The organism is Fructilactobacillus sanfranciscensis DSM 20451, assembly GCF_001436035.1.
Lineage (GTDB): Bacteria > Bacillota > Bacilli > Lactobacillales > Lactobacillaceae > Fructilactobacillus > Fructilactobacillus sanfranciscensis.
This window is the reverse complement of the sequence record NZ_AYYM01000011.1, coordinates 1-26,302: the sequence shown is the minus strand read 5'-3', so window position 1 is coordinate 26,302 and position 26,302 is coordinate 1. Positions and strand designations below refer to the sequence as shown.

The window sequence follows — 26,302 nt, the reverse complement described above, 5'->3', positions numbered from 1 at the left end:
TAACTTTATTGAGGCCCCTCAAATTGGATTATCCAATTTAACGGTTTTTAATTTCTCTATCTTATTTTATTAAGCATCTTCCTTAGCACTTTTGAATAAACAAACGTATTCAAAAGCTACCAAAAGAACCAATGATAATGCTGCACCGGGAATTCCAGCAACAGAGTAAAGTCCTAACACAGCAGTTAAACCAATGGTGGTTACTGTGGTAATTAATGACCATTTTTGAAGGGTTGAAAGTTGGTTGATTTGACCAGAAAAACTAGTTCCTAAAGCACCGGCTCCGATAAAAGCAACCATTCCAACTAAAGCATGTAAAAAGATAATCATAAGTATTTATCCTATTCATTTTGGGAGAATTATTGGTACTATCTTCGGTTATTCTACTATAGTATCATAGGAGTTGATGAGATACGGAATATATTTTAATTAACGACTATTTTTAATTATAAAATTGATTAAATTAGACTTGATTTATCATGATATAAGTACCACAATGAACTAATAACAGTCGTTAAGAAAGGTGACTTAAGAATGACAAGTAGACATTTAAAAAATAATGCAAGAAGAAATATTATTATTGCTGCAATCGCAGTGGTCGTGATTTTAATTGGAGGTATCAGTTTTGGTGTCTACAAGATAAATGCCAACCAGGTTACTAATAATAAAAGTGATTTGAACAAGACTGCTAAAGATTCTAAAGCATACGACGGTTCAAATGATCTCAATTCTAGTTCTAAAAAGAAAAAAACCGATAAAGATAAACAAGCTTCAGCAACTACAACCACTTCAGCTGCTGATCAAACTAATGCAAATAATAGTGATACCAATTCAAGCACTAATCAAAGTTCTACAAGTAATAATTTTGCTTCAACTCAAGCAGCTAATGCTAATAACAGTAGTTCAACTAGAGCAACTAGTAATGGAGTTAACCAAAAAGCTAACATTTCAGGAGCATCAACTGTGTTAAGTGCTGGTGCAGCTAAACAAATGATTTCTAACATGAATATTCCAGCTGGAAATGTGACTTCAAATGAACCTGGATCATACACTGTTACAAGTGGTTCAAACCAGTATACTATCGTTCAAGATGGTAAATCAGTAACGATTTACCAATCTCAACCAGATGCTAATGGAAATATGCAAGTGGTAAACAAAGACGTCGCTGCAATTAATTAAATTAATAAATTAAGAAAACCCTTCTTAGGGTTCTTTTTTTACAATCATTCGTTTAAAGTCGAAACATATTCAAATTTAATATTAAAAATGCTTGTTTACAAAATTAAATACGAATGTTATTATAGGCTTATTGAAAATCGTTAACTAAAAAGGGGAATGATCAATGGCGAAAACAGATAGTGAAAGTTCATTAATTTATGGCCCAAATGATAAAGTTCCAACAGGACAGTCTATACTACTAGGTTTACAACACGTTTTAGCAATGGATGTTTATGTGCCACCTGTAATTATTGCCGGATTATTGGCAATGGGTGTCGCTGAAAAAATGAGTTTGATTCAAGCAACTTTCATAGCTGCCGGAATTGGCACGATTCTTCAAACTAAATTCTTCATGAAAATGCCAATTTCTGCTGGGCCATCATTTGTTCCAATTGGTGCAATTGTAGGTGTTTACCTTGCTAGTGGTGGTGCTAAAGGTGGAATGGCCACCGTTATCGGATCATTAGTAGTCGGAGCCTTATTAATGGTCTTACTTGGAATGACAGGAATTTTCCAAAAAGTAATTAATGTGCTAGTTCCTTCCATTGTTGGGGGAACCATTATCACAAGTGTGGGGCTTTCCTTAATGCCAGCAGCCTTAAATGATAATATCTTCAAGGCACCTGGTCACATTAACCAAAACATTATTTTGGCTTCTGTAACAGGGGTTGTTCTTCTATTCGCAGTTTTCTTGGGTCTTTATTTCCCCAAAGCTAAACATTTCTTTAAAGTTGGCTCAATTATTTTAGCTCTTGCAGCTGGAACAATTACTGCAACTATGATGGGACTCTTTGATTGGAAAGTTGTTTCTCAAGCAAAATGGTTCACTTTCCCAAGTTTTAACGTTTTCCATTATGGAATGCAATTTAACTTCTCTGCCATTTTAACTTTCATTGTTATTTACGCAGTTATTACGGCTGAAACAACTGGTACTTGGTTCGCTATGAGTGCCGTTACTGATGAAAAAATTACTCCTAAACAATGGAATCGTGGAATCATTGGTGAAGGAATTAGTTGTATTATTTCTGCTTTACTTGGAAGTACCCCAGTTACTAGTTATTCAACTAATGCCGGTGTTATTTCAATTACTGGAATTGCCAGTAAAAAAGTTTTCATTAGTGCCGGAATTTGGTTCATTGCCCTTGGATTCTTAGGTAAAGTTTCTGCTTTCTTATCAGCAATTCCTGCTCCTGTAATTGGTGGAGTATTTGCGATTATCTGTGCCACAATCATGTTAAACGGATTGAAAGTTATCAAAGGAATTCGCACTACTGAACGTGATCTATATGTTGTGGGAATGCCAATTATTCTTACCATGGCTATGATTTTGATTCCAGCATCAACAGTTAAAGCGGCTCCTCAAATGATTCAATATGTTCTTGAATCACCAGTTGCTGTTGCAGCCATTGCTTGTGTGATTTTAAATCAAATTATGCCTAAACGATTACAAGAAGAAGAAAAATAAATTAAAATTAAATAGCACAATGCCGAAAAGCATTGTGCTATTTTTATAGAAAGGTTTATCTAATGAGATTAGCAATTAAGGGATCGGGATATACTTCAGCCAGCAAAACAGAAATTGAATTTTTAAATCAGGTTTTAATTGTAGTTAATGATCAAGGAAAAATTGAAAAAATTATCAATCAACATGATGATGATTATGCATCACTTTTACAACTAGCAAAGTCTCAAAATAAATTAGTTGAATTATCCGAAAATCAATATTTTTTACCAGGATTTATTGATACCCATATTCATGCTTCCCAATGGCCTAATGCAGGATTAGCTTTAGATAAGCCACTAAATGAATGGCTTAACGAATACACCTTTCCGTTAGAAGCTAAGTATCAAGATTTGTCATTTTCAGAAAAAGTTTATGATAATTTAACGAAAAATTTAGTAGATTTTGGGACAACCACCGCGGTCTACTTTGGAACCATTTATCCAGAATCAAACCTAGTTTTAGCGAAAATGTGTAATAAAAATCGGCAACGGGGATTGATTGGACAAGTTGTAATGGATGATCCTGATATGAATCCAGAATATTATCTTGACAAATCCGCCGCTGACAGTATTGCTAAAACCAAACGTTTTATTGATGAATTACAACAACAAAATCAAACGAATATGATTAAACAAACTCCAGTAATTACTCCTAGATTTCTACCTAGTTGTAGTCTGGAATCCTTACGCGGACTAGCTAATTTAGCTAATCAATATGATTTACCCATTCAATCTCACTGTAGTGAAAGTAACTGGGAAAATGGTTATGCGCTGGAAAAATATGGAAAACGTGACGCAACTGTTTTAGATGAATGTGGTTTAATGAATAATCGCAGTATTATGGCCCACGGAACGTTGTTGAATGATTCTGATTTAAACTTATTTGAAACAAATGGGGTTACAGTTTCACATTGTTCAATTTCAAATGTGTATTTTGGTGATGGAATTTTACCTGTCAAAAGGATTTTAAATCATCATGTTAATCTTGGTTTAGGAACAGATATTTCAGGTGGCTTTTCACCTAGCATGTACGATAATGTGAAACAGTCAATTTTATCTTCACAACAATTGCAAAGTGGAGTCGATACTAGAATTGATGCACAAAAACGTGGGGTTCCAGATAGTCGCATTACAGCTAAAACAGCTTTTTACCTTGCAACGGTTGGAGGAGCAAAAGCCATTAATCTACCAACTGGTGAGCTTAAACCTGGTTATTTAGCTGACTTACAAATTGTCGAAAATCAACCTAAACCATTCCAACCAGCTACTTCTGATGATATTTTTGAAAATCTAATGTACGCGACTACGCAAAATGATATTAAAACTGTTTACGTGGAAGGTTTGCAAGCCAAATAATTAACTTTTGTGGTTATAAACCAAAACTGTTAGGGGAGCAAAAATTGCAATGATAAGAACACCAGCTCCAAAAATAATCCAGGCTTCGTTTGACCAAATTCCTTGATTTAGCATGGTCCGTGATGCACTAATCACGTAAGTTACCGGGTTTAAATGTACGATAACTTTCATAAAATTAGGCAAAGTTTTGACTGGTACAAAGGCATTTGATAAAAAGATTAAAATTAGCATCGTCATTAAAGAGATACTTTCGACCATGGTCGTGCTTTTAGCGATGAGACCGTAAAAAGCAAAGATCCAGCTGATTGTCCAACCAAGAAAAACGTCTAACAAAACGACGATGACTACCCAGCCAAAACCGGCAGCTGGACGCCATCCCATGAGATATCCAGTTGCTAAAGAGGCAATTGCTGCTACGACAAGTCGTAAGATATCAGCCACTAATTGACCAGCTAGCGGTGCAAGGTTTGAAATTGGCAACGATTTAAATCGGTTATAAATCCCGGTATGCATGTCTTCACTGATTTGGGTACCAGAACCTGATGCGGCAGAAAGTAAAGCTTGCATTAAAATTCCGGGGACAATAATTGGGAGATAATTATGCACGTTTCCCGCAATGGCACCCCCGAAAAGATAACCAAACATCAACATAAAGAGGACTGGTTGCACGATGACATCTAGTAATTCATCGGGATTGTGTAAGGTTTTTAAGAGATTGCGATAAGCAATCGTTACAGTATTTGAAATTAGATTCTTCATATTTTTTCTCCTTTTTAATTAGTCTTTTCCAACAGTCATAGCGAAGAACACATCATCCATTGAAGGTTGTTTAACGTTAAGATCACTGATTTTGAGATTAGCTTGGGTAAGTTGATGAAGAATGATGGGAACTTCATTGATGTCACTAATTGGAATGACGACTGAGTTTCCATTTTGTTGTACTTTTTCTTTTAAATCAGATTGAATGCTTTGTACGGCTTTTTCTGCTTGATTTTCATCTTCAAACTTAAGGTTTAATTTTTCATTTCCCACTTTTGCTTTAAGTTCATTTGGGGTTCCGTATCCGACCATTTTCACGAGCCGATAAATCTTTATCAATTGAGGCATCTTGGGAAGTTAACCCAAATAAGGAACGGACCTTTTGGGGTTCTTTTTGTGTATCATAACCCATGATGGTAATTGATCCACTAGTTGGCTTTAAAAGGGTGGTCATCATTCTGAGCGTGGTTGTTTTCCCCGCTCCGTTTGGTCCTAATAAGGCGAAGATTTCTCCTGGCTTAATGTTAAATGAGATATCATCGACGACTTTCTTTTGGTTAAAAGTTTTACTTAAATGGTTAACTTGAACAGCATATTTTTCTGACATAAGTTTTCCTTTCTGTTTTTTAATTATGTTAAGGGTCATTGATTAAATTGTTAAATTTGTTTTACTGCTTGAATCTTATTTTGATTGGTATAATTGAACTATTGAAAATCATTGAGGAGTGAGACTATGGATGAAATGCTTGAAAAACACCGATTAGCAGCTAAATTATATGAGTTTTCAGCTTTACAAGATATTGCCAATGAACAAGCAGAACGACATTCACCGGTCTTTAAAGGACAAAATAAGATTTTAATTGCGTTGAGTGAGGGTGATAACATTTCGCAAAAGGAATTGTCGCTGCGGTTAGGCATTAGCGTGCAAGCCACGAATGAATTTGTAACTAAGCTGCAAAAAAAGGGCTATTTAACCAAGACTAAATCACCAACGGATGGTCGAGTACAATTAATTGAGTTAACTGAAAAGGGACGTAAAGAAGCTAAAAAGAGCTTATTTTATATTCCCGAATATATAGACTATTTAAATGACGAAGAACAACGCCAATTGGGTAAGCTTTTGGATAAGTTAAATAGTGGAATTCAAAATCATCTTCAATTAGATGGAATTAAAAATATTGGAACGAGAATTCGTTTTAGTCAGTTGAAACGGAAAAATTATGATGATCAGTAATTAAATGAAAGGAGCATCACTATGAGTGCTACTTATTTCAAGTTAAAACGCAAAGAAATTTTTAACAATCAAGTTCTTTTGGATTTGGCCTATTTATTAGTTGATCGTTGTCACGTCCATGTCATACATGTGGGTTTGTTTAATCATGCAGAAAGCGTTAGTTTAAACACTAAGATTGATAAAGTTTTAGATAGTGAATATACACTTGATTATTTGCGGGAAAAGAATCCTGAAATTAATTACATTAAACTAGCTAGTGCTGATTCACAGGGGTGGATCCAAATTAATAGGAATGGAAAAATTGCGACTAATCAAGCGAAATTATTTAAGCAAATGAAACCAGTTATCAAAGCATACTTTAAAGGATAGACAAATGAAATTTTATACTTCAGATCAAATTGAATTAGATTATGATGATTTTGGGGCAAAATCTGATCCGGTAGTCATGATTCTTTCAGGTATCGGAGCCTACAAAGAATACTGGAAAAAAACGATTGCTGCTTTAGTGGAAAATCATTATCGGGTAATTAACATTGATGCCCGTAACCAAGGAAAGTCAGAACATACCAATCAAGGACTACGAATTTCTCGGCATGCGATGGATTTATATGAGTTACAACAAAAATTGGAAATTACTGACCCCATTTTAATGGGAAATTCAATGGGAGCCTCGACGATTTTTGCCTATGTTTCCTTATTTGGCTCATCCCAATTACGTGGGATTATTGATGTTGACCAAAGTCCAAAAATGATTAATGACGAAACGTGGCAATATGGGTTTAAAGACATTACGTGGGATGATTTCCACTTTGAGTTAGCACAACCCTTTGGCAAAGCCACTCATTGCAATATTGATGATCAAATCTTTAAGCAAATTCAACAATTAAAAGCTGATTTTCCGTATGATGCAGAATTAAACTTTCCGTTTTTAATTGATCATGCCACCCAAGACTGGCGGAGTGTGATTGTGCATTTGGACTGTCCCCTCTTAATTGTCAGTGGGGCTGATTCTCCTTACTTCAATCCAAAATTTGCTAACTTATGCGAAACTTTATCAAGTCAGGTTACAGCCACTTCAGTTGAAAACGCAGGTCATCTGGTGATGGTCGAACAATCAGCTGTATTTAATGAAGAAATGTTACAGTGGTTACAAAAAATAGGCTAAAAAGAAACAATGAAAGCGATTACATGTTATGCTGTGCTTGATTAGAAAATAATTTAATCTAAAGAGGCATAACTATGAATAAACAAACTAAAATTGCACCACTTTTTTAAAACTAATTTTTCATCAAAAAATGTGGGGTGGCACGAATCTAAAAAAATTCAATCTAGCCATTCCATCCGATAATACCGGAGAAGCCTGGTTGGCATCAGCATATGGCGATGATTTATCTCAAATTGTTAATGGCCCTTATCAAGGACAAACTTTAAAACAAGTTTGGAATGATTAACCACAATTGTTTGATAATCACCGTCCAGATCAATCATTTCCCTTATTGGTTAAAATGCTGGATGCACAACAAAGTCTTTCTATTCAAGTTCATCCAAATGATGAAAATGCCCGTAAGTTTTTTGCGGAGCCAAATGGGAAAACAGAATGTTGGTATATTTTAGCTGCCAAGCCTGATTCAGTGGCTTACTATGGTCATCAAGCGCAATCAGCAGCTGAAATGCAAAAAGATATTAAAAACCATCAATTGGGGAGTCTGTTAACTACGATTAAAGTAAAACCAGGTGACTTAATTTATGTGCCAGCTGGGACATTACATGCTTTAGGTGCTGGAATTGTTGCTTTAGAAATTGAACAAAGTTCTGATAATACGTTACGTTTTTATGATTTTGCAAGAATCGACCCTGTAACTGGTAAACAGCGTCCTATTCAAATTGATAAGGCAATTGCAGTTACTAATTTTCCTAATCATATTCCTGACGAAAAACTTACTCAGCCAGTCGTTGATTTCGATAATCCAGCCATCACTAGTATCTTACGTTCTCCATATTTTCAAATTAGTAGAATTAAAGTGGTTGGGAAAACGCAAATCATCCACCAGCATTATTCAATTAATGTGGTAACTGAAGGCTCAGGAACACTAGTGTGTGATAATCAAGAATACCAAATTGAAACGGGAATGACTTTTATCATGCCTACACCAATTAAAAATTATTGGTTCAAAGGAAACTTAACTATCATTCAGGCTAACGAATAAAAAAACTCGCACATCGAATTCGATGTGCGAGTTTTTTACTTGGTTTAAATTATTCGATACTATCTTTGATGATTTCTTTAATTTCTTTAGCGGATGCTTGCATTTGGTTAATTCCGTTTTGACTAAGTGGAATTTCAACAACTGAAGCAATTCCTTGAGCGTTAATGACAGCGGGAGTCCCTAGATATAAATCATCTAGTCCATATTGGCCTTCAATAGGAGCACCAATTGCTAAAACAGCATTTTCATTACGTAAAATAGCGCGTGAAATTCTCATTAAAGCAGAAGCAACTCCATAAAAGGTTGCACCTTTTTTGTTAATGATTGAGTATGCTTTATTGCGAGTTTTATCTTCTAATTCTAATAAATCTTCCTTAGATACACCACGTTTAGCAGCGTAATCTAATAATGGAACATTTCCGATTGTAGCTTCGTCTAAGTCAGCGAATTCTGAATCTCCATGTTCACCTAAAACATAAGCATGGACACTTTCGGGAGCTAAATTAAATTTATCGGCAATAGCGACTTGGAAACGACCAGTATCAAGAGAAGTTCCAGAACCAATTACTCGAGATTTGGGGAACCCTGATAATTTTTGAGTAGCGTATGCTAGGATATCAACGGGATTAGATGCAACTAAGAAAATCCCAGTAAAACCAGAAGCAACAATTGGTTTAACGATGGTTGCTAAAATTCTAAGGTTTTTATTAACTAAATCTAAGCGAGTTTCACCTGGCTTTTGAGGGGCACCGGCTGTAATGACAACCAAATCGGCATCTTTACAATCAGAATATTCTCCAGCGTATATTTTAGTTGGAGAAGTAAAGGGAGTAGCATCTTCTAAATCAAGTGCATCTCCAACTGCTCGTTCTTTATGTCTAGTTACAATTACAAATTCTTCAGCTAATCCTTGCTGAACCATTGCAAATGCATAGGCAGAACCAACGGCCCCATTTCCAATTAAAACAACTTTTTTATGTTTTTTGGTCATTGCAAATTTCTCCTCAGTAATAGTTTAATAATATCACTATTTGTTAATTACACGATATGTTTCACACAATAATGTTAAGTAAAATTTAGTGGTAATCTATGAATAGAACTGCTTACATTGTGATTAATAACACATATAATTAGGTGGCTAATTATTTAATTATTCACAAATTTGGAGGATACCGCTATGAAAAATATAGTAAATAAACTTGAAAGTATTAAGATTGATGGAATGGGTTTAATTGCTTATGCACTTTCTGCAATAATCTTTTTATTAGTTCTAAACTTTAACTTGCTACCTAAGAATATGATGGGTGCATTGTTTGCAATGATTATTTTAGGAAACGTTTTATATTACTTAGGTTCACACCTTCCTATTTTTAAAAGTTATTTAGGTGGTGGTGCAGTTTTTGTATTATTCAGTTGCGCAATCTTAGCTTTGACGGGAATCGTCCCTAAATCAGTCGTTGTTACAGTTGATACATTTGTCACAAAGACTGATTTTATTGACTTCTTCATTGTTTCATTGATTGTCGGTGCCATTTTAGGAATGGATCGAAATGTACTTTTGAAGGCATCAATTAGATTTTTACCAGTGGCCTTTTTATCAATGGCTATTGCCTTCTTCGTTACAATTGGAATGTCTCAATTAATTGGAAAAGGTTTTAGATATGGTGCTTTAAACGTTGCCTTCCCAGTCATGGGTGGAGGGATTGGTGCAGGTGCGATTCCGCTATCTCAAATTTATCACAATGCTATGGGTGGAACTGCTGCTGACTATTTATCAAACTTACTACCTGCTGTTATTTTAGGAAATATCTTTGCCATTGTTGGCGCTGGTCTTCTATCTAAATTAGCAGAACACAGTAAGTTTAATGGTCACGGCGTTATGCTACCTGGCGATACTGATAAAAAAGTTCGAATTAATCCTAAAATTGATTTCCAAAAAATGGGAGTTGGATTAGTTTTTGCTCTTTCATTTTTCATGATTGCAATTATGCTTAACGGACTTTTCCCTAAGATTAATGAATATGCTTTCTTGATTTTATTGGTAATTATCGTTAAAGCAACTGGTTGGCTACCTAAATACTATGAAGAATCAGCAGTTACATTTAGTAGTTCAATCACTAAGAACTTAACACATGCCCTATTGGCTGGGGTTGGTTTGACTAAATTAGATTTAGTTATTTTAACTCACTCATTAACCTGGCAATTTGTTCTTCTAGTATTAACAAGTTTAATTTCAATTTCCATTGCAGCTGCTCTTCTTGGAAAATTATTTGGACTTTACCCAGTCGAATCAGCAATTACTGCTGGTATGATCAACAACTCAATGGGTGGTGCCGGAAACATTTCTGTTTTAGCAGCCTGTGACCGGATGAACTTAATCGGTTTTGCTCAAATGGGTAACCGACTCGGTGGAGCAATTATGTTAGTAATGGCCGGGATTTTCGTTTCCTTATTTGGATAATTAAATTAGTAACAAAGCAGTTTATAATAAAAATGGATACTAAAAAGGGAGGTCATTACTGAATGGATGAAGAAATTTTTAAGATACATGCAAAACATACTGGAGTTTTAGGTATCGAATCTGATTTTGATGTTTCAAACAAAAAAGAATTGGGTGAAGCTTACACTCCAGGTGTTGCCAAAATCTCTAAAGTAATTGAAAAAGACCCTACTTTGAAAGATAAGTACACAATGAGTGGTAAATTAGTTGGGGTTGTTTCTGATGGAACTGCTATTTTGGGACTAGGTAACATTGGACCTGCTGCAGGATTACCAGTTATTGAAGCAAAAGCCTTGCTATACAAGGATTTAGCTGGTGTTGATGCTTTACCAATTGCCATTAATCCTAGTGATGCCAACACAATGAAAGAAAATCTTAAAGCAATTTCATTGTCGTTTGCCGGAATTCATCTTGAAGATATTGCCGCACCTAAATGTTTTGAATTAGAAGAAGCATTGAGCAAGGAATTAGATATTCCTGTTTATCATGATGACCAAGAAGGAACTGCAATTGTCGTACTTGCCGGATTAATTAATGCTGCTAAAGTGGTTAACAAAAAGTTGACTGATTTAAAAGTGTTGATTAACGGAGTTGGTGCTTCTGGAGTTGCAACTGCTCGTCTCTTAAATAAAGTAGGGATTAAGCACCTTACTTTAGTTGATATTGACGGTGTTGTTAAACCTGATAGTAGTAACTACAATAAATATCAAGTTGACCTTGCTAAAGAATCAATTGGTACAGAAGGAAATACTTTAGACGACGTAATTGACGGTCAAGATGTCTTTATCGGATTGTCAGTTGCCAACGTTTTGTCTGCTGACCAAGTTAAACGCATGGCTAAAGATCCAATTATTTTTGCCCTTGCTAATCCAGTTCCTGAAATTGATCCTAAGGTTGCCAAAGAAGCAGGTGCTGCTGTCGTAGCTACTGGTTCAGGTAAATACCCTAACCAAGTTAATAATATTTTAGCTTTCCCAGGATTATTTAAAGGATTACTAGAAACAGGTATCAAGAAGGTTACTTATCAAATTGAAGAAGTAGTTGCTCGTGCTTTAGCAGACTTGATTCCAAACCCAACTCCTGATGAAATTGTTCCAGGAGTCTTTGATAAAAAGGTTGTACCAACTGTTACTAAGTCAATTGAAGATTACAGTGCTAATCATTAAAGTATCTTTTGATGGGAATGTAGTGATTAATGAATAATTTAGAACTGAGAAACCTCAACTTAAAAGATCCAGATCAATTTGAACAATGGAGTGCTTTTTTAAAATCACTCGGAATTGGTAATTTTAGTTCAGTTGAAACTGATCCTTTAGATGGAACGATTGGATTATTTGAAAATAATCAATTAATTGCAACTGGTTCATACGCAGGTAATATTTTAAAGTACATTGCGGTTTGTAATAAAAGTAGTAACAACGGAGCGTTATTTAACCGTGTCATTTCAGAATTGCTCAACATTTTAGCACAAAAAGATATTTTCCACGTGCTGGTGTTTACCAAACCCAAGTATTGTAAGAGTTTTGAACAAGTTGGCTTTTCTTTAATTGTTAAAAGTGATGATGCTGCCTTTTTGGAAACTGGGGATCAAAGCATTACCAGTTATTTGGCAGACTTACCGAAGTTTAAAGACACCGAAAAAATTGGTGCGATTGTCATGAATGCGAACCCATTTACTAATGGACATCGTTATTTGATTGAACAAGCTGCTAAAAACAGTGACCACGTTTACGTTTTTGTAGTAAGTACTGATAAGTCATTATTTACGACCAAAGAACGCACGGAAATGATTAAAGCTGGAACCAAAGACTTAGATAATGTCGTAGTTGTTCCTGGTGGAGATTATTTAGTGAGTTATGCAACTTTTCCTGCTTACTTTTTAAGTTATGAAAACGACAAAATTGTTTATCAAACTACCATTGATGCGTTAGTATTTAAGCAATGGATTGCTAAGCAATTATCAATTTCAACCAGATATTTGGGAACTGAACCGGAGTCAAGAACGACCAAGATTTATAACGAAGTACTTGAAGAAATTTTGCCTCCCGATGTTCAGGTAAATGTTATTCCACGATTATGTGATGATAATAATGGTGAAATAGTTTCTGCTCGGACGGTTCGTTTAGCAATCGCTAACGATGAAATTGCTAAAATCAAAGCATTGGTTCCGCCAACAACTTATGATTTTATTATTAAAAACAAGCAAGTATTGCAGGATAGGATTAAGAAAGGAATGAAGATCAGTGGAAATTAAAAAAACAGCAATTGCTGGAACACTTGAATCATCAGATATTCAAGTTACAGTAAGTAAAGGTAACGACGGCATTAAAATTGACCTTACATCTGATGTAAAGGAAAGATTTGGTAAGAATATTGTTAAAACAATTGAAGAAATTGTTAACAAATTTGGAATTGAAAACATCAACATTAAAGCAGTTGACCAAGGTGCCCTTGATTGTGTAATTAAGGCTAGAACCATCACTGCAATTCAACGTTCACTTGGTACTAGTGAAGAACCAGATTGGGAGGTCTTATAATATGACATTTAAAAAAGATCGTTTACGTAGAACAATGATGTTTGTTCCTGGTAATAATGCTGGAATGTTAAAAGATGCCGGAATTTACGGTGCTGACTCAATTATGTTTGACTTGGAAGACTCTGTTTCTTTAGCCGAAAAAGATTCAGCCAGAAACTTAGTTTACGAAGCCTTAACTACAGTTGATTATGGCGATGCCGAATTAGTTGTTAGAACTAACGGTCTTGACACTGACTTCTTTGAAGCTGATGTTAAAGCCATGGTTAAAGCTGGAATTGACGTAATTAGAATTCCTAAGACTGAAAATGCTGGCATGGTTAAAGAAATGGAAGACCTTGTGATTGCTGCTGAAAAACAATTCGGTATCCCAGTTGGTCAAACTCATTTAATGGCTGCCATTGAAAGTGCTGAAGGGGTCTTAAACGTTCCTGAAATTGCTAAAGCTTCTGATCGAATGATTGGGGTTGCTTTATCAGCCGAAGATTACACCACTGATCTACAAACTCACCGTTACCCTGATGGTAAAGAACTTGAATTTGCTCGTAACATGATTATCAATGCTGCGCGTGCTGCTGGAATTGCAGCCTTCGATACTGTTTACACTGATGTTGACAATACTCAAGGTCTTATCAACGAAACTGAATACATTCACGAACTTGGTTACGATGGTAAATCAGTTATTAACCCTCGCCAAATTCCAGTTATCAATAAAGTCTTTGCACCAACTAAGGCACAAATTGAAAACGCTAAGAATGTAATTACTGCAATCGAAAATGCAAGACTTGCTGGTTCAGGAGTTATTGCAATGGGTGGTCAAATGGTCGATCGTCCAGTTGCATTGCGTGCTGAAAGAGTTATGAAGCTTGCCAAAGCATCAGGATTAGTAGATAAGGGAGGCCACTACATTGGAAAATAAACTTGAAAGAATTTTACCAGATGATTTAATGAAGAAATATGACTACAAACCATTTGAAACTACTGAAATTGGTCATCCAATTATTCAAAGAACTGCTCCTAAAGTCCGCGTTTCAGACGGTGATGGTAAAGTAACTAATGACCTTGCTAAAATTGTGAAAGACAACGTAAAAGATGGAATGACAATTTCTTTCCATCACCACTTTAGAAATGGTGACTTTATTTTCAATACTGTGATGGAAGAAATCATGAAACAAGGAATTAAAAACTTAACCCTTGCTCCTTCTTCTTTAACCGGTGCCATGAATGATGTTGCTATAAAAGCTATCAAAAATGGAACGGTTACTAATATTACTACTTCAGGTATGCGTGGTGAATTAGGGGATGTCGTTTCTCACGGTGCCCTTGAAACTCCTGTAATCTTCAGATCTCATGGTGGTCGTGCTCGTGCTATTGAAAATGGTGACATCAAAATTGACGTGGCCTTTTTAGGAGTACCTAACGCTGACCGTTGTGGTAACGCAAACGGTATGTATGGGGAAGAAGCCTTTGGTTCATTAGGTTACGCCTTAATGGATGCTGCTTATGCTGACAAAGTTGTCTTATTAACTGATAACTTGGTTGACTATCCAAATGCTCCTGCTTCTATCAAACAAACCCAAGTTGATTATGTGGTTGAAGTTGATAAAGTTGGTGATCCAGATAAAATCGGATCAGGTGCTACTAGATTTACTAAAGACCCTAAGAACTTGAAGATTGCTAACATGGTTAGTGATGTAATTACTAACTCAAGTTACTTCAAAGACGGATTCTCATTCCAAACTGGTTCTGGTGGTGCAGCTTTAGCCGTTACTAGATACTTGAGAAACGCTATGATTGACCAAAATATCAAGGCTTCATTTGGTTTAGGTGGAATTACTAAACCAATGGTTGATTTACTTGAAGAAGGTTTAATTGGTAAGTTGATGGATGTTCAAGACTTTGACAAGGCAGCTGCCAACTCAATGAAAGAAAACAAAAACCAACAAGAAATTGATGCTTCTTGGTATGCTGATCCAGATAACAAGGGTGCCATGGTTGATCAACTTGACGTATCAATCTTAAGTGCGCTTGAAATCGACACGAACTTTAATGTTAACGTTTTAACTGGTTCAGATGGTGTGATTCGTGGAGCCGTTGGTGGACACCAAGATGCTGCCATGGCTAAAATGACTATCATTTGTGCCCCATTAACTCGTGGAAGAATTCCTTCAATCGTTAAGAGTGTTGATACAGCAGTTACTCCTGGTAGTTCAATTGACGTCTTAGTTACTGATTACGGTGTTGCCGTAAACCCTAACCGTAAAGATCTTCAAGAACAGCTTTCAGATATTCCTGGAATTAACCTTTACACGATTGATGAACTTGCTGAAAAAGCACAAAAAATCGTTGGTCAAGAAGAACCACTTAACTACACTGACAAAACAGTTGGATTAGTTGAATACCGTGATGGTAGTATTATTGATTCAATCAAAGAAGTTAAAGATTAATTTAAAGTAAAAAGGATTCATCTGATTAGGTTCGGATGGATCCTTTTTGAATGGAGTATTATGAAAACAATTTTTAATGAAGGAAAGCCTCAATCAATTACTGATGTGCTGCAAAATAAAGATCACCGTAATGCATTACAAAATCGATTAATGGAAACCTATCCCAATGATACAATTATCACGATTAAATTAAACATTCCCGGCCCCATTAAAAATAATGCTGCTTTACAAAGTTTATTTGAAACAGGATCCACTAAGTTTGTTCCAGTCTTCCAACCAATCAAGAAAGTCGCTTTGAATTCGGATGCCGGTCCAGAATTATTGTTAGTGAATACGATGAATGCCGAGTCAGCAAAAAAACAAGCGATTGAATTTGAAGATCAGCTTAATTATGGTCGCTTATTTGATATTGATGTTTTAAACAAACAACATGGCCATTATTCTCGAGTTGAATTAGGAATGCAGACCCGAAAATGTTTGATTTGCAACGAAAACGCGAAAGAATGTGCACGAAGTCGAAAACATTCGGTTGCAGAACTCCAAAATAAAATCTCTGAAATTTATGCTGAGGAAATCGATGATTAAAAATGATAAGATCTTAGCCACTAATGCCGAAACAGCAACTAATCTAGCAGTGGAAGCAATGTTATATGAAGTGGTGACATGGCCGAAACCAGGGTTAGTTGATCCCATTAGTAATGCTGGGCACACTGATATGAATGTCTATACGTTTATCAATAGTTCGGTGACGATGATGCCTTATTTCAAAGCCTGTTGGAACTTGGGTAATCAATTTCAAGAATCTGATTTAACCGAATTATTTCGGCAATTACGTCCGATTGGAGTCACAGCAGAAAAGACTATGTTTGCGGCTACCAATGGCGTTAATACACATAAAGGAATCGTCTTTATCTTAGGAATTATGGTAACGGCATTAGGTTACGCTAATCAAAAAAAAATTAATACTGTGTCTGATTTAATTAACATTGAAAAACAAATGACTACAGGATTAGTGAAAAATGATTTAGAAAAAGCCTCAACTGGTCTGTTAACTGCAGGCCAAAAGCAATTTCAACAATTAGGTTTAACCGGAATTCGGGGAGAAACCGAAGCCGGGTTTCCCTTAGTCATTGAGTACGGCTTACCAATTTATGAATCAGCTCAATTACCGCAAAATGAGCGAAATTTAATCGCGTTGTTGGCAATTATTGCGCATAATTATGATAGTAATTTGATTAAACGGGCGCATAATTCTGATTTGGTAACGCAGGTACAAACGGATGCGCAACAAATTGTGACTAATTATCAAGAGACTGGTCGTTTAGATAAAGACCGGTTAGAAAAACTCTGCGATAAATGCGCGACTCACAATTTAAGTTTAGGTGGATCCGCTGATTTACTGATTCTGACAATTTTTTTGGAGAAATTAATAAAATAGTCCAACAAAAAAACGATTGAATTTTATTCAATCGTTTTTTGTGTTTATTTATTATCTTTTTTATTGTTGTAATTTTTAACTAATGTTTCTTCAATTGATTCAAGTGATTTGTTCCGAGTTTTTGGAACAAATTTTGCCGCGAAGAACCATGATAAGAATAAGAACACTGCGAAGATGGCGAATGGTCCACCAACATTGTTATGGAATAAAGCTAGGATAGTAAGGAAGAATTGTGAAACAATGAAGTTTGCAAACCAGTTAGTTGCTGATCCAAGGGCAGTTTCAATTCTACGAACAGATAGTGGAAAGATTTCACCAATTAATAACCAAGCAATTGGACCCCATGAAATGGCGAACCCAATTGATAGGGCACCGATTGCTGAACCAATTAAAACGGATGAAGTGATGAATCCAGTTTGTTCAGTTCCAAGATGGAAGTTGCTTTCGATTAAAGGTGAGTCACCGGAGATAATCCCAGTATCAAACCCGAATAGCAATCCACCTAAAGCACCAAAGATGAAAATAAACGCAATACTTAAATGAAATTTTTTCATGATGATTCCTTCGTTCGTAAGAAAATTATAAGTAACTTCTTAATGGCTTCATTGTAAGCGCTTACAGCAGCAACTACAGCCCTTTTTAAAAATGAATTTATTCACAAGTGAAAAATTTTATAGTAAGATGTAAATGTTCCCTAGGGAATAACATATTAGCTATTCTCACGTAATGTGACACATATTACGTAACAAAAAACAGCCGAGTATGATTAAATCATAATCGGCTGTTTTTCTAAGTTTTTTATTTCACCTAAAATTAAATTTGTGATTGTAATTTTTTACGCTGCAACTTTCCGTTATGTGTTTTAGGTAGTTTATCGACTACAATGAATTTTTTTGGAACCTTGTATTTCGCTAGATTACTGGTTAAATAAGCAGTTAATTTTTTTAAATTAATCATGGAATCGGTGACAATGAAGGCAACCGGAACTGCATCCCAAGTTGAGTCTGCTTTGCCAACTACAGCTGATTCAATGATGTTAGGAAATTGGTTAATAACATTTTCAATTTCTAGGGGATAGATATTTTCTCCTCCCGAGATAATTAATTCAGATAAACGACTTTTAAGATAGAGAAATCCATCTGCATCAAGATAACCTAAGTCACCAGTCGCAAACCAACCGTTGTTAGTAATCGGTACTGAATGATTTAAATACCCAGGAGTTATATTATCAGCTTTCAATAAAATTTCGCCAATTTGATTTGGTTTAGTAGCACCTTTAATTTTTAGACTAACAGGAAAAAGCGGTTTACCAACCGAGCCAAGTTTTCGGATGGCATCAGCAAGGTTAAGGGCGACAACTTGCGAAGCAGTTTCGGTCATTCCATATGATTGAATGACATTGATGTTAGAATCCTTACAGATTTCCAAAGTTTTACGATCAATTGCACCACCGCCTAGTAACATATAGGAAAATTTTTCACTGTAATCACTATCTTTCAGACTGAGTAGTTTTTTTAACATATATGGAACAACTGAAATAATCGTTCCCTTACCATTTAGCAAGTCTTGATTGATTAATTCAGGATTAAAATGTTCATATAAACGAACGTTCATTCCATAAATTAAACTGCGCATCATAATTGAAAAGCCACTAATGTGAAAAAGTGGAACGGCACATATCCACGTGTCTTTAGCAGTCACTGGCAAATTTAAATCAGCTCCAATGGCACTTGACCAATGATTACGAAAAGTTTGCATTACACCTTTGGGATTGCCAGTCGTTCCAGAAGTATACATAATACTAGTAACTTGATCTAAATTAAATTTATCTTTAATGAAAGAAGAGGCATCCGCACTAATCGAATCGTGTAAATCATTTAACGAAATTAGCGTCATTGATTTCAATGGTTGCAACTTACTTTGAAATTCATCTTCATAGATTAATAAATCAACATTGGCATCGTGAAGTTGATATTCAATTTCAGGTAATGCCAAATTCTTATTAATCAAGACCATTTCAATCCCTAATTGTTGTAAGGCCAAAATGGTGAAATAAAGTTGGGGAGTATTGTTACCCAAGACGGCGATTCGCTTTGCGGTTTGTACTTTTTGACCGACTAAATGAGTACAAGTCTCTAAAACAGCCTGTTGTAATTCAGCAAATGTCCAATTTTGCTCATGATAGGAAAGGGCCATGCGTTTTGGTGTTAATGATGCTCTCTTTTTTAGCCAATTATCCATCTTGCAAACCTTCTTTAAGGGAATTTAGGGAACTTATCAAAATCAGGATCCCGTTTTTCCATGAAAGCATCACGACCCTCTTTGGCTTCGTCACTAGTATAGTAGAGTAACGTTGAGTCACCAGCAAGTTGTTGAATTCCAGCTAAGCCATCGGTAGCCGCATTCATAGAAGCTTTGATTAAACGAAGTGACATGGGTGAGCGTTTCAACATTGTGTCACACCAAGCTAGAGTTTCAGTTTCAACATCAGCAAGGGGAACGACTTTGTTAATCCAACCCATATCGTAAGCTTCTTGGGCCGTATAAGTTTTACACATGAACCAGACTTCTTTAGCCCGTTTCATCCCAATCGTATCGGCCAATAAACCAGAGCCATAACCGCCGTCAAAACTACCGACTTTAGGACCTGATTGAGCAAATTTACCATTATCAGCAGAAATGGTTAGGTCACAAACCAATTGCAACACGTTTCCACCACCAACTGACCAGCCTCGAACCATGGCAATCACAGGTTTAGGAATGATGCGAATTAAGTGTTGTAAATCAAGGACATTCAAACGAGGAATTCGATCTTTACCAACGTAACCACCGTTTCCTCGAACTCCTTGGTCTCCACCAGAACAGAAGGCGAGATCACCTTGTCCAGTTAAAATAATTGCTCCAATGGTTGAATCATCACGACAACGAGCAAACGCATCAATCATTTCTTCAACTGTTAGCGGTGTGAAAGCGTTACGTACCTCAGGACGATTAATGGTAATCTTAGCAATTTTACCTGTTCGTTCGAATAAAATATCTTGGTAATCATTTTCAATTGTTTCCCATTTGCTAACCATAAAGAAGACCTCCAAATTGTTTTGTTGTAAAATTATTTGTATAAGATGAATTAAAAAGCTGATTAGCTGAAAGGATTAACCCGTGAACTTAATCGATTTGTTTAACATTCAGACGGAATTATTAACCCCAACCGAAGTTGTTTTAACGATGGAAATTAAACCAGAACACCAACAACCCTATGGCGTAATGCACGGAGGAGTTAGTTGTGTCTTGGCTGAAACAGCTGCCAGTATGGGTGCCAACCAAAATCTGGACACTAGCAAACAAGTTGCAGTTGGCTTGGATGTTCAAACCACCCATCTCAGATCGATGAAACTCGGACAAATTCAAGCAATTGCCCAACCAATTAAAGTTGGGCATCAAATTCAAACTTGGCGAGTAAAAATTTTCCATCATGATCAACAAATTAGTGAATCAACGATTAATCTTTTTAATCAACAGGTTAATTAACCGTGCACTATCTATTATAACGAGATGTGGTTGATTATGTAATTAATTAAGGAGGATTTACAATGAAAGCAATTGCCGTGTATTGTGGTGCAGCCATGGGTAACGAAGCAATTTATGAAAATGCCACGATTAAATTAGCAAAGTGGTTAGTGAAAAATGACTACGCCTTAGTTTATGGAGGCGGTAAATTTGGATTAATGGGCGTACTAGCGAAAACTGTTTTACAAAATGGTGGAACAGTTTACGGAGTATTACCTCAGGAATTAGCGGAGCGTGGCACTGCCCTAGAAAGTGCGACCAATTTGGAAGTCGTTGAAAATATGTCAATTCGTAAACGACGGATGATTGAGCTTTCCGACGCCTGTATCGCACTTCCTGGTGGTCCAGGAACATTAGAAGAAATTTCTGAAGCCTTTTCGTGGGCACGCATTGGTGATAATAATAATCCTTGTGTTTTATATAATGTAGCTGATTATTATCGTCCTCTAGAAAAAATGTACGATGAAATGACAGCCAAGGGATTTTTAACTAAAGCTGATCGAGAAAAGTTACTCTTCTCTGAATCACTGACTAAAATTGGACAATTTATTGATGGATATGTTCCACCTAAAATTCGGGAGTATTAATTTTATTTTTTACTTAAGCTGAATTTTTAAAGTTCTCACAATGTTTTCCGTGGTTCTCGTAATATTTGCGGGACCATTTTTTAATGCCGTTTTTAGTTCGCCAGTTTGGCCTAAAATACCAAAAATAGCGGTAATCCCACAATGATAAAGTTGATCAATTCCTTCTCCTAGATAACCAGCTTCCACAATGACTGGTTTTTGAAATGATTTAGCAACTTGAGCAACACCAAAGGGAGTTTTTCCAAATTTAGTTTGAAAGTCAATCCCACCTTCACCAGTTAGGACGATGTCAGCATCTTTGATTTTATTTTTCAAATCAACTGCATCAATTACAATTTCAATTCCTGGTTTTAAAGTAGCATTGGTGAAAATGATTAATCCAGCTCCTAAGCCACCTGCGGCTCCACTTCCAGGAATATTTTTGACGTCAATGTTTAAAGTTTGTTTCACGACATTGGCATAATTAGTTAAGCCACTTTCTAATTGTTTTACCCCAGTATGAAGAGCACCTTTTTGTGGTCCAAAAACTGTTGCTGCTCCATTTTTGCCAATTAAAGGATTAGTGACATCACTAGCCACTACAAATTCCGTTTGTTTAATTCTTTGATCTAAATCTTTAAGGGAAATCGAATTAATTTGGTTCAGACCAGCACCATTTGGCGTAACAATTTGCTGATTAACATCATAGAATTTAACGCCTAAAGCGGCAGCCATTCCAATTCCGCCATCAACGGTAGCACTTCCACCAATTCCAATGATAATTTTTTTAACGCCATGATTTAAGGCTGCTAAAATCAATTCACCTGTTCCAAAAGTAGTGGTAATAAAAGGGTCTCGTTTTTCTGGCGGAACTAATTCAAGTCCACTGGCTTTTGCCATTTCAATGACTGCTGTTTTTCCATCACCTAAAATTCCAAAATAACTTTTTACTTTTTGACCAGGAAGCGGGCCATTCACTGTCACAAACTCTTTGTGGCCATTCGTTGCGGCGATTAAAGCATCAACCGTTCCTTCGCCACCGTCTGCCATAGGGACTTTTTGAACTTTAGCATCTGGCAGAATGTGTTTAATTCCAAGTTCCATTGCATCACAAACTTGTTTAGCCGTCATACTTTCTTTAAATGAATCCGGAGCTAGTGTAAAAGTTAAAGTCATTCTTATTTCTCCTTTACTGATTGTTAGATTAAGCTTTTCTACCTTTATTGTGAGTCGTTTTACCTTGATGTCAATTAAAGAACTTAGCAAAAAATAAAGATTGACGGGTCATTAAATAAATGGTTTAATCATGTATATAAAAAGCAGAAAGGAACATTCTCATGAATTTTAAAATGATGATCCAATTGAACTCATCCTCTAGCTTTGCTTTGCAAGTCGTATCTAAGCAAGGTTAGTTTGAGTTGCCTGGTTAGATACACGAGTTTCTAACTAGGTCATCATTAATATTCTCGGATGTTGCTACGAATATCTAAATGAATCTTAAGCCTAGTTAGTTCACTCTAACTAGGTTTTTTTATTACTTATTTGTTAAAAAGGAGCGTTTTAAAATGACAGAACAAAAATTGAAACGAAGTGTAGGACCGTTTACCGCCTTAGCGATGGTAATGGGAACGGTAATTGGTGGCGGAGTATTCTTTAAAACGGCTAGTGTCGTGGGTGCCACCCACTCAGTTAGTTTGACTTTATTGGCTTGGATTGTTGCTGGAATTTTAACCATCTGTGGTGGTTTAACTGTTGCTGAACTAGGGGCAGCGATTCCAGAAACTGGCGGAAGTGTTCAATACATGCGCCATACTTATGGACCATTGAGTGGTTTTCTGCTTGGTTGGGCAGAAATGTTAATTTACGTTCCAGCTAATATGGCTGCCTTAGCAATTATTTTTGCTACCCAAGTGATTGTTTTACTTCATCTTAGCATGGGACTTGCAATTCCGATTGCGATTGCCGTGGTTGGAATTATTACTCTTTTGAATACGTTTGGGTCAAAAGTGGGAGGAACGGTGCAATCAATAACTCTAATTTTTAAATTAATACCTATTTTCTTAATCGTAGTGGTTGGTTTATGCATGCCAGGGCATGTTGATGTAACATTTATCCCAGTCGCTCCCAGTAATCATGCTAATCTTTTAACGGCCTTTTCAGGTGGGTTACTTGCCACAATGTTTGCTTATGAAGGTTGGATTAACATTGGTGATATTGCTGGTGAAATGAAGAGTCCTAAAAAGGATATCCCTAAAGCAGTAGTAGTTGGTTTAACTTTTATTATGATTATTTATGTATTGGTCAACTGGATCTTTTTGAAAAATATGCCAATTGATGCAATTGCGGGTAATACCAATACTGCCTCACAAGTGGCTGGAAAGTTGTTTGGTGAGTTTGGTGGGAAATTAGTTACGATTGGAATTTTGGTCTCAGTTTTTGGAACCATTAATGGCTACACCATGACAGGAGCTCGAATTCCATATGCCTTAGCGAAAGATGATTTGTTACTGTTCAGTAAGCAATTTAAGCAATTAAATCAAGCAGCAGCACCATATGTAGCGAGTCTATTTATTTTAGTAATCGCCATTATTATGATTATTCTCGGAAGTTTTGACATTCTAACTGATATGTTAGTTTTCGTAATGTGGATTTTTAATTGTCTCCTATTCTTATCATTGTTTATTTTGAGAAAACGCGAACCAGACTTAGAACGTCCTTACAAAGTATTGTGGTATCCTGTAGTGCCAATTGTTGCGATTATCGGGGGGTTATTCATTGTTGTAACAACCTTGATTAATCAAACTGGTTTAGCAATTGTAGGATTAGCCATTACGTTGTTAGGAATTCCAGTTTATTATTTACACAAAAAATTTAAGATATAAAAAAATGTTCCCTAGAAATTAATTAGGGAGCATTTTTTACCTTTTGTTTATTTTTTACATTAATTGTAATGGGATGTGAATTAGTTAGTTCCTTACCTGACGAATAAATGGTGACATCTGTGTTTTGCTGTTTGGGTAAAACAACGGTCGTTTTGTAATCACTTATTGATTTAGCTACCTTGAGTTGAGCTTCAGGATTGGTTGCTTGGAAATGAATTTGATTGCCAATTACCAATGAAGTATGGATGACAAACTTTCCGTGTTTATTAGTTTTGTAATGATGTTGATTTTGCACGTCAATCGTCATTTGAGAGCGTTCATTCATACTAGCGCTGACTTTTTGATGATGTTTTGGTTTGAAAATTCCAGTTAGTAAAACTAGATTAAAAATAATCACTAGGTAAAGCATTATCGTAGTAAATTTTGGCTTCATGGTTGAACTCCTAGTACTCTGTTTGTTTGAATTTTAACATATTGAGTAATTGATGCAAATTCACCCTTTAATATTTACGAACTATATTATAACATTCTTGATTTGTTGCCATTTTTCGGATAACATAATAAAAGTAATGCGAATAATATTAATAATTGAAACTGAAAAAGTTCGTTATGACTGGAGAATAAAGCATGAAAGTTTTTGATTACGAAGATATCCAATTAATTCCTAACAAATGTGTGGTTAACTCGCGTAGTGAATGTAACACAGAAATGAAATTTGGCGACCGGACTTTTAAATTACCAGTGGTCCCAGCTAATATGCAAACCGTAATTAATGAAGAATTAGCCCTTTCATTGGCAAAGAACGGCTACTTCTACGTTATGCACCGTTTCCAACCAGAAAAGCGGCATGATTTCATTCGTTCTATGCATGATCATGGTCAATTTGCTTCCATTAGTATTGGGGTAAAACCTGGCGAATACGACTTCATTGATGAATTAGTCGAATCAGGTGATTTTCCTGAATACGTAACGATTGATATTGCTCATGGTTACTCAGATTCAGTGATTAAAATGATTAAGTACATTAAAGAAAAAGCTCCTTCAATCTTCTTGATTGCGGGAAATGTTGGAACTCCTGAAGCTGTTCGTGCCTTAGAAGATGCTGGTGCCGATGCCACTAAAGTTGGAATTGGACCCGGGAAAGCATGTATCACTAAAATCAAAACTGGTTTTGGAACTGGTGGTTGGCAATTAGCAGCCATCAACGCTTGTTCAAAAGGTGCACGGAAACCAATTATTGCTGATGGTGGAGTTAGAACTGACGGTGATATTGCAAAATCAATTCGTTTCGGTGCTTCAATGGTTATGATTGGCTCAATGTTTGCCGGACACCTTGAATCACCTGGTAAAAAAGTTGAGAAAGACGGAAAAGTGTTCAAAGAATACTTTGGTTCTGCTTCAGAATACCAAAAAGGTGCTTACCACAATGTGGAAGGTAAAAAGTTGCTCGTAACTTCTAAAGGAAGTATTTACGATACTCTTCAAGAAATGAAAGAAGACCTTCAATCATCAGTTTCTTATGCTGGTGGGCGTGATCTTTCTGCTTTGAAGACCGTTGATTATGTAATTGTCAAAAACTCCATTTATAATGGTGATTAAATAAAATAATTTAAGGATTTACTCTGATGTTGAGTCAGGGTAGGTCCTTTTTCTATACGAACAAAAGTATAGTAGAATTGAAGATAAAACAAACGAAGGTGTTTAAATGAATAATAGACATTTATATAATTGCGAAGCTGGTTGTCCCGTTGAAAGTACGTTTCAAATAATTTCAGGAAAGTGGAAAAGTGTTATTTTATATCATTTATTTAAAAATAAAGTTCTAAGATACAATGATTTATTGAAAAAGATGAGTAATTGTTAAAACAGAATGCTTTCCTTGCAGTTGAAGGAATTGGAAAATGATGGGATTATAACTAAAAAAATATATCCAGTTGTTCCTCCAAAAACCGAGTATCAAGTAAGCGAGTTGGGTAAATCATTGGAACCTGTAATAAATGAGATGGAAAAATGGGGTATTTCATATAATGAAAGAAATGCCAAGTGAACTTGATGTTTCTTAGTAACAAAAATTGCTCCTATGTCAATAAA

General features: G+C 35.9%; 30 protein-coding genes and 1 pseudogene. 21 read left to right on the top strand and 10 right to left on the bottom strand.

Features of this window, described 5'->3' with window-relative positions; genetic code table 11:
* Positions 1–69: 69 nt before the first annotated feature.
* On the bottom strand, positions 70–330 hold the full coding sequence (locus FD36_RS04105) for a hypothetical protein (RefSeq protein ID WP_056958201.1): 261 nt from the start codon (positions 328–330) through the stop codon (positions 70–72).
* Positions 331–534: 204 nt separating this feature from the next.
* Between FD36_RS04105 and FD36_RS04100 the strand changes: the two genes are divergently transcribed.
* The 3 genes from FD36_RS04100 (at position 535) to guaD (ending at position 4,077) form a co-directional block, all read left to right on the top strand.
* Positions 535–1,179: a hypothetical protein gene (locus tag FD36_RS04100; RefSeq protein WP_056958200.1), complete on the top strand. Its 645-nt coding sequence runs from the start codon at positions 535–537 to the stop codon at positions 1,177–1,179.
* A gap of 163 nt (positions 1,180–1,342) precedes the next feature.
* Positions 1,343–2,683 carry a uracil-xanthine permease family protein gene (locus tag FD36_RS04095; RefSeq protein WP_056958198.1) on the top strand — a complete coding sequence of 447 codons (1,341 nt, stop codon included), beginning with the start codon at positions 1,343–1,345 and terminating at the stop codon, positions 2,681–2,683.
* A gap of 62 nt (positions 2,684–2,745) precedes the next feature.
* Entirely contained in the window at positions 2,746–4,077 is a 1,332-nt protein-coding gene (guaD, locus tag FD36_RS04090; RefSeq protein ID WP_056958196.1) for a guanine deaminase, read from the top strand.
* On the opposite strand, the gene FD36_RS04085 is transcribed toward guaD, so the two are convergent.
* The 3 genes from FD36_RS04085 to FD36_RS06900 are packed head-to-tail and all read right to left on the bottom strand — an operon-like array spanning position 4,078 to position 5,443.
* Positions 4,078–4,836, bottom strand: a complete 759-nt coding sequence (locus FD36_RS04085) for an ABC transporter permease (protein ID WP_056958194.1) — start codon at positions 4,834–4,836, stop codon at positions 4,078–4,080.
* A gap of 18 nt (positions 4,837–4,854) precedes the next feature.
* Positions 4,855–5,148 (bottom strand): DUF4162 domain-containing protein, encoded by a 294-nt coding sequence (locus FD36_RS06905; RefSeq protein ID WP_056958192.1) that lies wholly within the window; start codon positions 5,146–5,148, stop codon positions 4,855–4,857.
* Positions 5,123–5,443: an ATP-binding cassette domain-containing protein gene (locus FD36_RS06900; RefSeq protein ID WP_056958190.1), complete on the bottom strand. Its 321-nt coding sequence runs from the start codon at positions 5,441–5,443 to the stop codon at positions 5,123–5,125. Before FD36_RS06900 ends, FD36_RS06905 begins: the two co-directional genes overlap by 26 nt.
* A gap of 126 nt (positions 5,444–5,569) precedes the next feature.
* On the opposite strand from FD36_RS06900, the gene FD36_RS04070 reads away from it, so the two are divergent.
* The 5 genes from FD36_RS04070 to FD36_RS04055 all read left to right on the top strand — a co-directional run bounded on the left by FD36_RS04070 (position 5,570) and on the right by FD36_RS04055 (position 8,277).
* Positions 5,570–6,070, top strand: a complete 501-nt coding sequence (locus FD36_RS04070) for a MarR family winged helix-turn-helix transcriptional regulator (RefSeq protein ID WP_056958188.1) — start codon at positions 5,570–5,572, stop codon at positions 6,068–6,070.
* Positions 6,071–6,091: 21 nt separating this feature from the next.
* Complete coding sequence (locus tag FD36_RS04065; protein WP_056958185.1) at positions 6,092–6,439, top strand: hypothetical protein; 348 nt, start codon at positions 6,092–6,094, stop codon at positions 6,437–6,439.
* A 4-nt stretch (positions 6,440–6,443) separates the two neighbouring features.
* Entirely contained in the window at positions 6,444–7,235 is a 792-nt protein-coding gene (locus tag FD36_RS04060; protein ID WP_056958183.1) for an alpha/beta fold hydrolase, read from the top strand.
* Positions 7,236–7,365: 130 nt separating this feature from the next.
* Positions 7,366–7,521 (top strand): hypothetical protein, encoded by a 156-nt coding sequence (locus FD36_RS06670; protein ID WP_153198648.1) that lies wholly within the window; start codon positions 7,366–7,368, stop codon positions 7,519–7,521.
* A gap of 6 nt (positions 7,522–7,527) precedes the next feature.
* Positions 7,528–8,277, top strand: coding sequence for a type I phosphomannose isomerase catalytic subunit (locus FD36_RS04055; RefSeq protein ID WP_082610603.1), 750 nt, complete (start codon positions 7,528–7,530; stop codon positions 8,275–8,277).
* Positions 8,278–8,326: 49 nt separating this feature from the next.
* Here FD36_RS04055 and FD36_RS04050 read toward each other — a convergent pair whose 3' ends face one another.
* Positions 8,327–9,268 (bottom strand): L-lactate dehydrogenase, encoded by a 942-nt coding sequence (locus FD36_RS04050; RefSeq protein ID WP_056958180.1) that lies wholly within the window; start codon positions 9,266–9,268, stop codon positions 8,327–8,329.
* A 186-nt stretch (positions 9,269–9,454) separates the two neighbouring features.
* On the opposite strand from FD36_RS04050, the gene FD36_RS04045 reads away from it, so the two are divergent.
* From FD36_RS04045 to citG, 8 genes are all read left to right on the top strand, one after another.
* A complete protein-coding gene (locus FD36_RS04045; RefSeq protein ID WP_056958179.1) occupies positions 9,455–10,738 on the top strand; it encodes a 2-hydroxycarboxylate transporter family protein in 1,284 nt (427 codons plus the stop codon).
* A gap of 62 nt (positions 10,739–10,800) precedes the next feature.
* Entirely contained in the window at positions 10,801–11,943 is a 1,143-nt protein-coding gene (locus FD36_RS04040) for an NAD(P)-dependent malic enzyme (protein ID WP_056958176.1), read from the top strand.
* 29 nt (positions 11,944–11,972) lie between these two features.
* The gene (gene citC / locus FD36_RS04035; RefSeq protein WP_041817980.1) at positions 11,973–13,031 is read left to right on the top strand and encodes a [citrate (pro-3S)-lyase] ligase; all 1,059 of its coding nucleotides are present in this window, start codon (positions 11,973–11,975) and stop codon (positions 13,029–13,031) included.
* Complete coding sequence (gene citD / locus FD36_RS04030; protein WP_014082511.1) at positions 13,021–13,314, top strand: citrate lyase acyl carrier protein; 294 nt, start codon at positions 13,021–13,023, stop codon at positions 13,312–13,314. The genes citC and citD overlap by 11 nt, the downstream gene beginning before the upstream one ends.
* 1 nt (position 13,315) lies before the next feature.
* Positions 13,316–14,230 carry a citrate (pro-3S)-lyase subunit beta gene (gene citE, locus FD36_RS04025; RefSeq protein ID WP_014082510.1) on the top strand — a complete coding sequence of 305 codons (915 nt, stop codon included), beginning with the start codon at positions 13,316–13,318 and terminating at the stop codon, positions 14,228–14,230.
* The gene (gene citF / locus FD36_RS04020) at positions 14,220–15,758 is read left to right on the top strand and encodes a citrate lyase subunit alpha (RefSeq protein ID WP_056958174.1); all 1,539 of its coding nucleotides are present in this window, start codon (positions 14,220–14,222) and stop codon (positions 15,756–15,758) included. The genes citE and citF overlap by 11 nt, the downstream gene beginning before the upstream one ends.
* Positions 15,759–15,818: 60 nt before the next feature.
* Positions 15,819–16,343, top strand: a complete 525-nt coding sequence (gene citX, locus FD36_RS04015) for a citrate lyase holo-[acyl-carrier protein] synthase (RefSeq protein ID WP_041817977.1) — start codon at positions 15,819–15,821, stop codon at positions 16,341–16,343.
* Complete coding sequence (gene citG / locus FD36_RS04010; protein ID WP_056958172.1) at positions 16,336–17,196, top strand: triphosphoribosyl-dephospho-CoA synthase CitG; 861 nt, start codon at positions 16,336–16,338, stop codon at positions 17,194–17,196. Before citX ends, citG begins: the two co-directional genes overlap by 8 nt.
* A gap of 44 nt (positions 17,197–17,240) precedes the next feature.
* On the opposite strand, the gene FD36_RS07055 is transcribed toward citG, so the two are convergent.
* From FD36_RS07055 to menB, 3 genes are all read right to left on the bottom strand, one after another.
* Complete coding sequence (locus FD36_RS07055; RefSeq protein WP_056958169.1) at positions 17,241–17,750, bottom strand: MFS transporter; 510 nt, start codon at positions 17,748–17,750, stop codon at positions 17,241–17,243.
* Between the two features lie 259 nt (positions 17,751–18,009).
* The gene (locus FD36_RS04000; RefSeq protein ID WP_056958167.1) at positions 18,010–19,437 is read right to left on the bottom strand and encodes an o-succinylbenzoate--CoA ligase; all 1,428 of its coding nucleotides are present in this window, start codon (positions 19,435–19,437) and stop codon (positions 18,010–18,012) included.
* A gap of 14 nt (positions 19,438–19,451) precedes the next feature.
* The gene (menB, locus tag FD36_RS03995; RefSeq protein ID WP_056958165.1) at positions 19,452–20,273 is read right to left on the bottom strand and encodes a 1,4-dihydroxy-2-naphthoyl-CoA synthase; all 822 of its coding nucleotides are present in this window, start codon (positions 20,271–20,273) and stop codon (positions 19,452–19,454) included.
* Positions 20,274–20,355: 82 nt separating this feature from the next.
* Here menB and FD36_RS03990 point away from each other — a divergent pair, with 82 nt between their 5' ends.
* Positions 20,356–20,724, top strand: a complete 369-nt coding sequence (locus FD36_RS03990; RefSeq protein WP_056958163.1) for a PaaI family thioesterase — start codon at positions 20,356–20,358, stop codon at positions 20,722–20,724.
* 62 nt (positions 20,725–20,786) lie between these two features.
* Positions 20,787–21,350, top strand: a complete 564-nt coding sequence (locus FD36_RS03985) for an LOG family protein (protein ID WP_056958161.1) — start codon at positions 20,787–20,789, stop codon at positions 21,348–21,350.
* A gap of 9 nt (positions 21,351–21,359) precedes the next feature.
* Here FD36_RS03985 and FD36_RS03980 read toward each other — a convergent pair whose 3' ends face one another.
* Positions 21,360–22,505 (bottom strand): glycerate kinase family protein, encoded by a 1,146-nt coding sequence (locus FD36_RS03980; RefSeq protein WP_056958159.1) that lies wholly within the window; start codon positions 22,503–22,505, stop codon positions 21,360–21,362.
* A 389-nt stretch (positions 22,506–22,894) separates the two neighbouring features.
* Between FD36_RS03980 and FD36_RS03975 the strand changes: the two genes are divergently transcribed.
* Positions 22,895–24,211 (top strand): APC family permease, encoded by a 1,317-nt coding sequence (locus tag FD36_RS03975; RefSeq protein WP_056958158.1) that lies wholly within the window; start codon positions 22,895–22,897, stop codon positions 24,209–24,211.
* Between the two features lie 22 nt (positions 24,212–24,233).
* Here FD36_RS03975 and FD36_RS03970 read toward each other — a convergent pair whose 3' ends face one another.
* Entirely contained in the window at positions 24,234–24,644 is a 411-nt protein-coding gene (locus tag FD36_RS03970) for a hypothetical protein (protein ID WP_056958155.1), read from the bottom strand.
* Between the two features lie 194 nt (positions 24,645–24,838).
* On the opposite strand from FD36_RS03970, the gene FD36_RS03965 reads away from it, so the two are divergent.
* Entirely contained in the window at positions 24,839–25,810 is a 972-nt protein-coding gene (locus FD36_RS03965; protein WP_056958154.1) for a GMP reductase, read from the top strand.
* A gap of 106 nt (positions 25,811–25,916) precedes the next feature.
* A pseudogene (locus FD36_RS06665) lies at positions 25,917–26,258 on the top strand (winged helix-turn-helix transcriptional regulator).
* Positions 26,259–26,302: the final 44 nt, after the last annotated feature.